This is a genomic window from Dethiosulfatibacter sp., assembly GCF_983023055.1.
In genome coordinates this window covers 1-7,902 of record NZ_CEZJXU010000066.1, presented here as the reverse complement: position 1 = coordinate 7,902, position 7,902 = coordinate 1, and the positions used below count along the sequence as shown (strand labels likewise).

General features: G+C 35.0%; 7 protein-coding genes. 6 read left to right on the top strand and 1 reads right to left on the bottom strand.

Going from position 1 to position 7,902, the window contains the following annotated elements:
• Window positions 1–239: 239 nt before the first annotated feature.
• Window positions 240–1,292, bottom strand: coding sequence for an NAD(P)H-dependent flavin oxidoreductase (locus AC3AX0_RS03900; protein WP_487548996.1), 1,053 nt, complete (start codon window positions 1,290–1,292; stop codon window positions 240–242).
• A 301-nt stretch (window positions 1,293–1,593) separates the two neighbouring features.
• Between AC3AX0_RS03900 and dnaA the strand changes: the two genes are divergently transcribed.
• The 6 genes from dnaA to AC3AX0_RS03870 form a co-directional block, all read left to right on the top strand.
• Entirely contained in the window at window positions 1,594–2,931 is a 1,338-nt protein-coding gene (dnaA, locus tag AC3AX0_RS03895; protein ID WP_487548995.1) for a chromosomal replication initiator protein DnaA, read from the top strand.
• Window positions 2,932–3,305: 374 nt separating this feature from the next.
• Entirely contained in the window at window positions 3,306–4,406 is a 1,101-nt protein-coding gene (gene dnaN / locus AC3AX0_RS03890; protein ID WP_487548994.1) for a DNA polymerase III subunit beta, read from the top strand.
• A gap of 8 nt (window positions 4,407–4,414) precedes the next feature.
• On the top strand, window positions 4,415–4,621 hold the full coding sequence (locus AC3AX0_RS03885) for an RNA-binding S4 domain-containing protein (protein WP_487548993.1): 207 nt from the start codon (window positions 4,415–4,417) through the stop codon (window positions 4,619–4,621).
• A 9-nt stretch (window positions 4,622–4,630) separates the two neighbouring features.
• The gene (gene recF, locus AC3AX0_RS03880) at window positions 4,631–5,752 is read left to right on the top strand and encodes a DNA replication/repair protein RecF (RefSeq protein ID WP_487548992.1); all 1,122 of its coding nucleotides are present in this window, start codon (window positions 4,631–4,633) and stop codon (window positions 5,750–5,752) included.
• Between the two features lie 9 nt (window positions 5,753–5,761).
• Window positions 5,762–7,672 carry a DNA topoisomerase (ATP-hydrolyzing) subunit B gene (gene gyrB / locus AC3AX0_RS03875; protein ID WP_487548991.1) on the top strand — a complete coding sequence of 637 codons (1,911 nt, stop codon included), beginning with the start codon at window positions 5,762–5,764 and terminating at the stop codon, window positions 7,670–7,672.
• 24 nt (window positions 7,673–7,696) lie between these two features.
• Window positions 7,697–7,902 (top strand): DNA gyrase subunit A (locus tag AC3AX0_RS03870; RefSeq protein ID WP_487548990.1); only part of this gene is annotated, 206 nt, incomplete at its 3' end.

Below are 7,902 nucleotides of genomic sequence, written 5' to 3'. Positions count from 1 at the left end.
TTCTTTGTCTTACCTTTGGTTGAAAAGTTCTTTTCAACTTAAACACCTCCTTGCAAAGTATAAATCTCTATTTAGATACAAAAAATAGCATATTAATATAGTCTACATTAGATTATATTAATATTGAATATATATGTCAAGATAATTATAAAGCAGCTATTTTTTAATTTCGATGCAAATACAATATATGGTGGTTTTTAAGTTTCAAACCACCATATGTTCAAATTCTTTTTAAAAAATTATCTGAATTCATCAAAAATTTCTTTAACAGTAGTTATTTTGTCTATCCTGTATCCATTTGTTCCTGTAAATATGAGACCTTCATCAATATTTCCGGAAACAGAATTTATAAGGGCCTCGGATATGCAGTATGGTTCTCTTCCAACATCACATGTTTTTATACATTTTGTACATTGATCAGGTAGTTTCTGCAAGCCACCTTTTAATTCGTCAATGAACTTATTCCGATAGGCCCTTGCCGGCAGCCCGACGGGACTCACTATGAGTTCAATGTCCTCTTCCTTCATTTCGACGAAAACCTGCTTAAACTCATCGGCGGCATCACATTCCACTGTACCTATGAACCGTGTTGACATCTGTACAGCATCCGCTCCGTTTCTTATAGCTTCCTCAACGTCGTTTCTGTCGAATATTCCTCCTGCTGCTATTACAGGAATCTTCATTCCGTATTTTTCTTCATATTTTGCAAGGACGTTTTTCACATCCTCTATTGTTTCCTTAAAAGAAAAGGTTTTTTCAGCAAGCTGATCAATTTTGAACCCAAGATGTCCTCCCGCCTTTATTCCTTCAATTACTACTGCATCAGCAGTCTTCTGGTATTTTAAATCCCATTTTCTAAGTATTATCTTTAGAGCTCTACCTGAAGAAACTATAGGAACAATTTTAGTTTTAGTATCTTTTACAAGACCCGGAAGCTCCAGTGGAAGTCCAGCTCCTGAAACTATAAGATCTATTCCTTCTTCAACGGCAGTCTTCACATAGTCACTGTAACGGTTCATTACAGTCATGAAGTTTATTCCTATTATACCCTTGGGACTTAATTCCCTTGCAAGTTTTATCTGTTCCCTGATGGCCCTTACATTGGCCTTGAAGGTATTTGTCTTGAAATCAGGTTGGTCGTAACCCATGTGGATACCGGACATTACTCCTATTCCACCTTCATTGGCTACCGCAGACGCAAGCTTCGATCTTGTGACTCCTATTCCCATCCCACCTAATACAATTGGAATCTGTGCATTAAAATTTCCAATCTTTAAATTGGGCAACTTCATAAATTTCTCCTTTGTACAATTCATTTTTACACGTGTTACTATAATATATTTATTGGAAATATGCAAATATATTTTTTTATTCCATTGAAATTGTGGATAAAGTTTGGTAGAATTGTTCTAGTTGTGGATAACTTTAATGTTATTAGGAATTATCCGACCTCGGTTGTGGATAATTTTTTAGTTTTGCATCTTTTCAACATGTAACGCTGTGTATACATTTATTATAACATGAGAATAACATGTTGATTCATCATATATGCATTTTATTTATCAACAGTATCATCGTTTTGTGGAGGTTTTTATGAACAATAATATTAATGAAATATGGATTGAAGTTCTTAATATTATTAAGGAAGATTTGAATGAAGTAAGTTTCAGCACATGGTTTAAACCTATAAAGCCTGTGTCTTTAGTAAACAATATTGCATATCTCTTGGCTCCGGAGGAGTTTTTGAGGGACATGCTTGCTAAAAGATATCTTACGCTTTTGAAGAATGCATTTAGTTATATCCTTAATAATGAAAATATTGAAGTCAAGATACTCATACCAGGAGAAGAAATAGAGGAAAAAACAAGACCTGTTAAAAGCAAAAGAAATCAGTTCACCATGGAAAACAGTTCAATTCCTTCATTAAATCCAAAATACAAATTCGACTCATTTATAATTGGCAGCAGCAACAGATTTGCACATGCTGCATCACTTGCAGTAGCTGAAACACCAGCATCTGCATACAATCCACTATTCCTTTACGGAGGAGTTGGACTGGGTAAAACCCACCTTATGCATGCAATCGGGTACTATATCAGCCAAAACAATCCCGATGCAAACATATTATATGTAACTTCTGAAAAATTCACCAATGACCTAATTAATTCAATCAAAGACGATAAAAATGATGAATTCAGGAACAAATACAGAAAAATAGACGTGCTTCTTGTAGATGACATACAGTTCATTGCAGGAAAAGAAAGGACTCAGGAGGAGTTTTTCCATACATTCAACACTCTGCACGGCGACAACAAACAGATAATAATTTCATCTGATAGACCTCCAAGTGAAATTCCAACATTAGAAGACCGACTTAGATCAAGATTCGAGTGGGGGCTAATAGCAGACATACAGCCGCCTGATCTTGAAACAAGGATTGCAATACTGAGAAAAAAAGCAGAAGATGAAAACTACGGAGTATCTAACGAAGTCATTGATTATATTGCAAACAACATCCAGTCAAACATCAGAAAGCTTGAAGGAGCACTAATAAGACTCTATGCATATTCATCCCTTACAAATAAGGAAGTCACTATCGACCTTGCACAAGAAGCCTTGAAGCATCTCATTTCCGACAAGAAGAAGGTAGTAACTATAGAGATTGTAAAGAATTCAGTGTCAAACTATTTTGATATTTCAATAACCGACATGAATTCAAAGAAAAAACCTAAAAGTATTTCCTATCCAAGGCAGGTAGCAATGTATCTTATAAGGAAACATACGAGCCATTCACTTCCAAAGATAGGAGAAGAATTCGGAGGACGTGATCATTCAACTGTTCTTCACGCCTGTAACAAGATTGATAGAGAGCTACAGAACAGTATAGAGCTCAAAAAACAGATAGAAGACCTTGAAGCAGAGCTTATTTAACAAGTCTATTGACAAGGTGTTAATAAGGTGTGGATAAAAAATAACAGAAATTGTTGTTATTTTTTATCCACAAAGCAAAAAACGCCGTAATAATTCACGCTGTTCTATTCAACAGGTTATCAACAAATCCACAGGCCCTACTACTATTACTAAAATATTTATTATATATATGAGTTATAAACAACACAAAACTACTAGGTTGAGTTTTCAGTGTTGACAGATTACGTTGGCATGGAAAGGTTTGTATGAAAGTTAGATTGCATTTCTTGCAAAATTTTGTAATTATTTAACCTTCTTGAGAATGACACGCAAACCATGGGATGACAGAAGACTTGCAAAAACCAAGCTAACTATGAAAAGACAGGAGGATATATATGAAATGTAATGTTAATCAAAGTGCTTTGTCCAAAGCCATTGGCATTGTCCAAAAAGCAGTATCAGTAAGAACCACCACCCCCATACTTACAGGCATCCTTATAGAAGTTGAAAATAATAAGCTAAGCTTGACTGCAACAGACCTTGATCTTGGAATAAAGACCACCATAGATTGTCAATCAATGGTGGAAGGTGCAATAGTAGTTAATGCAAGGCTTATTAGTGACTTTATAAGAAAGCTTCCATCAAATTCAAACATAGAAATCACAACAGATGAAAACAATAAGATGGAAATAAAATGCTTGAAATCCGATTTTGTCATACTTTGCAATTCTGCAGAGGAATATCCTGCCAATACCTTCTACAACGAAGGAACTACAATAAACATGAAATCTCAAGCCCTTAAAAAGCTAATAAAATATACAACCTTTGCAGCAGCTCAGGACAATATGAAGCCTGTACTTACAGGATGTCTAATGGAGCTTGAGAAAAATGTCTGCACCTTTGCTGCAATAGATGGATACAGACTTTCCGTTAAGAAAGAAGATGTGAAATTTGATGGTGAATGCAATATTATTATTCCAAGCAAATCCCTTCTGGAAGTCTCAAGAATAATTGAAGATGAAGACCAGGACGTTGAACTGCTAATATCAGATACACATGTATCCTTTGTTTTCGATGATACAATAATAATATCAAACCTTCTTGAAGGTGAATTCATTAAATACAAAGATATTATAAAAGATGGATACCAAACCAAAATCGACATCAAGACTATAGATCTTAAAAACAGTATTGAGAGAGTTTCTCTTCTTGCAAAGGAAGACAAAAATAATCTGATAATAATATCAATAGAAGACAATAATCTAAAGATAGAGTCAACATCTGAATATGGAAATGCAGAAGAAAACATAGAAGTGAAAATGGAAGGTGATGAAATAAAAATAGGTTTCAACTCCAAGTACATCCTTGATCTTTTAAGGGTTATAGAGGATGAGGAGCTTTCAGCAGTATTCCAGGGAAGTCTGAACCCATGCATATTCAAGTTACCTGATAATGACGAGTTCATCTATCTGGTATTGCCAGTAAGGATAAGTTAGGAGATATTATGGAAAAAATAATAATTAGAGACGAATTTATAAGACTAGACCAGTTCCTCAAATTTATAAGTGAAGTATCTTCAGGTGGAGAAGCGAAAATGATGATTCTTGAAGGAAATGTAATTGTAAATGGAGAAATTGCCCATCAGAGGGGAAAGAAAATTAGAAAAGATGATATAGTTAAAATTAACGGCAATGAATACATAGTCGAATAGAAGGTTTTTATGTATGTTGAAAGATTACATCTTAAAAATTACAGAAATTTCAATGAAATAGATATCAATCTTCATGAAAAGCTAAATATTTTTATAGGCAACAACGCCCAGGGAAAGACAAACCTTATGGAGTCCATATTTGTAAGCTCCATAGGAAAATCCTTCAGGTTTTCAAAGGATGAAAATCTCATAACAAAAGACATGGACCATTCAAGGGTCAAAGTGAAATTCATCAGGGAATCAAATACAAAAGACATAGAATTAGATTTTTTCAGAGGAAGTAAAAAAAAAATCAAAATAAACGGGCTATCTCTTGAAAAATACAGCGACCTTGTAGGACTTACAAATGTAGTTGTATTTTCTCCCGATAGTATCAACCTCATAAAGGGCAGTCCTGTAGATAGGAGAAGGTATCTAAACGTTGAGCTTTCACAGATAAAGCCAAATTACAAATACCTTCTGACCAGATACAACAAGATTCTTATACAGAGAAACAACCTTATAAAAAAGATTGTTGAAAATCCAAAAAATAAAAAAGTACTACCAATTTGGAATGAACATTTGATTAATACGGGTACAGACATTATAATGTATCGTCTGGACTATTTAAAAAGGATTGGAATACTGGCTAGAAAAATCCATGAGAAAATCTCTGGAGGCACAGAACTACTCGATGCCACATACAGGTCAAACCTTGGTAAAATCAATAGTCTCAGTAAAAATGAAATAAAAGAAATATTCCACAAAAAGATAGAAAAAAGCCTTGATAGGGAGATAATGAGAAAATCAACTCTTTATGGGCCACATCTGGATGACATAGAAATACTCATCAACGGAATGGATTCTAAATTTTATTCATCCCAGGGACAGAAAAGAACGGCAGCACTTTCACTTGTAATGGCTGAAATAGACATTATTTATGAAGAAAAGGATGAATATCCAGTGCTTCTACTTGATGATGTACTTTCAGAACTTGATAATAGCAGGAAAAATTATCTTATTAAGTTTATAGATAAGATACAGACGATAATAACTTCAACTGATGATACAGATCTTCTCAATATCCTCAGGGGAAAGAACAAGAAGATATTTTATGTTGAAAATGGCAATATAAATCAGATTATAGAATAGAGGTGCAATATGGCGGAAGAAAAAAGAAGTTATGGAGCTGATCAGATACAGGTCCTTGAAGGACTCGATCCTGTAAGAAAAAGACCGGGAATGTATATTGGTTCCACTGGACCAAGAGGTCTTCACCATCTGGTATACGAAATAGTTGACAACTCGGTAGATGAGGCCTTGGCCGGAGTTTGCGACACAATAAATGTTGAAATTTTCAAGGACAATTCCGTAAAGGTTAAAGACAATGGAAGCGGAATACCTGTTGAAAAACATCCTAAAACGGGAAAATCAACAGTTGAAACTGTACTTACGATCCTTCATGCAGGAGGTAAGTTTAATTCAGATGCATACAAGGTATCAGGCGGACTCCACGGAGTTGGTCTTTCTGTAGTTAATGCCTTGTCCGAATGGCTGAAGGTTGAAGTTAAAAGAGGCGGTAAAAAATACTTCCAGGAATACAGAAAAGGTAAGCCGGTTTCAGATCTTGTGGAAATAGGAAATGGAAGAGGAACAGGAACAACTATTGAATTCATGCCTGATGATACAATTTTTGAAGAAATAAATTTTGATTATGGAACTCTTCAACATAGATTGAGAGAGATGGCATTCCTTAACAAGGGAATCAACATCAATATTTCCGATGCCAGAGGTGGGGAAAATGACAATTTTCATTTCGATGGTGGAATAAAGGAATTTGTTGAATATCTCAACAAGAAGAAGAACCCTATACACAATAAAATAATATATTACGAAGGAGTTAAAGAAGGTAATTCAGTAGAAATTGCCATTCAATATACGGATTCATACAGTGAAAGCATATATTCCTTTGCAAATAATATAAACACCCATGAAGGTGGTACCCATTTAAGTGGATTCAAGTCTGCCGTTACAAGGGTATTTAATGATTATTCAAGAAAAAACAACATAATCAAGGAAAAAGAAGACAACCTAACTGGAGAAGACATAAGGGAAGGAATGACTGCAATACTTTCCGTTAAGCTTCAGGAACCACAGTTTGAGGGACAGACAAAGACAAAGCTTGGAAACAGTGAAATGAGAGGTATTGTGGAGTCATTGGTAATTGAATCTTTGAACTCTTTCCTTGAAGAAAATCCAAAGGAAGCAAAGGTAATAATAGACAAGGCTCAAAAATCTGCTAAAGCAAGGGAAGCAGCAAGAAAGGCAAGAGAACTTACAAGAAGAAAAAATGTTCTTGATGGACTTTCACTTCCTGGAAAACTTTCAGACTGTTCTGAAAAGGATGCAGATAAATGTGAGGTCTTCTTAGTCGAGGGTGATTCTGCCGGTGGATCTGCAAAGCAGGGAAGAGACAGAAAAATCCAGGCCATATTGCCTCTAAAAGGTAAAATATTAAATGTTGAAAAAGCAAGAATTGACAAGATATTGAATTTTACTGAAATTGGAGCAATGATAACAGCCTTTGGATGTGGAATTGGTGAAGAATTCGACCTTGAGAAGCTTAGATATGGAAAAATAATAATAATGACAGATGCCGATGTTGACGGAGCGCATATAAGGACCCTACTATTGACATTCTTCTACAGATATATGAAGCCCCTTATAGAAAACGGCAATATTTATATTGCTCAGCCACCTCTGTACAAGGTTAAGTATGGCAAGAAAGAAAACTATGTATATACGGACAAGGAGCTTGACAATCTTTTGGATGAAGTGGTAGGAAGAGAAAATAAATACAGCCTTCAAAGATACAAAGGTCTTGGAGAGATGAATCCTGATCAGCTTTGGGATACAACAATGGATCCTGAAAAAAGAACTATGTTGAGGGTTGAAATTGCTGATGTTCTTGAAGCAGATGAGGTGTTTACAACGCTAATGGGAGAAAAGGTTGAACCAAGAAGAGAATTTATAGAGCAAAATGCAAAATATGTTAAACATATAGATATATAAACTTGTTGGATTTGGAGGAATAGAATGGATAATATAGAACCAGGAAATGACAGGGTTATTCAGATAGATATAGAAAAAGAAATGAAAAAATCCTATCTTGACTATGCAATGACTGTTATTGTAAGCAGAGCATTGCCTGATGTGAGAGATGGATTAAAACCTGTTCATAGAAGAATATTGTATGCAATGAGCGAACTGGGAATGACTCCCGATAAGCCACATAAAAAATC

What these genes read in the sequence shown, in the direction of transcription:
- dnaN (WP_487548994.1), top strand. Translation starts at nt 3,306, where the DNA reads ATGAAATGTAATGTTAATCAAAGTGCTTTGTCCAAAGCCATTGGCATT.
- AC3AX0_RS03885 (WP_487548993.1), top strand. Translation starts at nt 4,415, where the DNA reads ATGGAAAAAATAATAATTAGAGACGAATTTATAAGACTAGACCAGTTC.
- recF (WP_487548992.1), top strand. Translation starts at nt 4,631, where the DNA reads ATGTATGTTGAAAGATTACATCTTAAAAATTACAGAAATTTCAATGAA.
- AC3AX0_RS03900 (WP_487548996.1), bottom strand. Translation starts at nt 1,292, where the DNA reads ATGAAGTTGCCCAATTTAAAGATTGGAAATTTTAATGCACAGATTCCA.
- gyrB (WP_487548991.1), top strand. Translation starts at nt 5,762, where the DNA reads ATGGCGGAAGAAAAAAGAAGTTATGGAGCTGATCAGATACAGGTCCTT.
- dnaA (WP_487548995.1), top strand. Translation starts at nt 1,594, where the DNA reads ATGAACAATAATATTAATGAAATATGGATTGAAGTTCTTAATATTATT.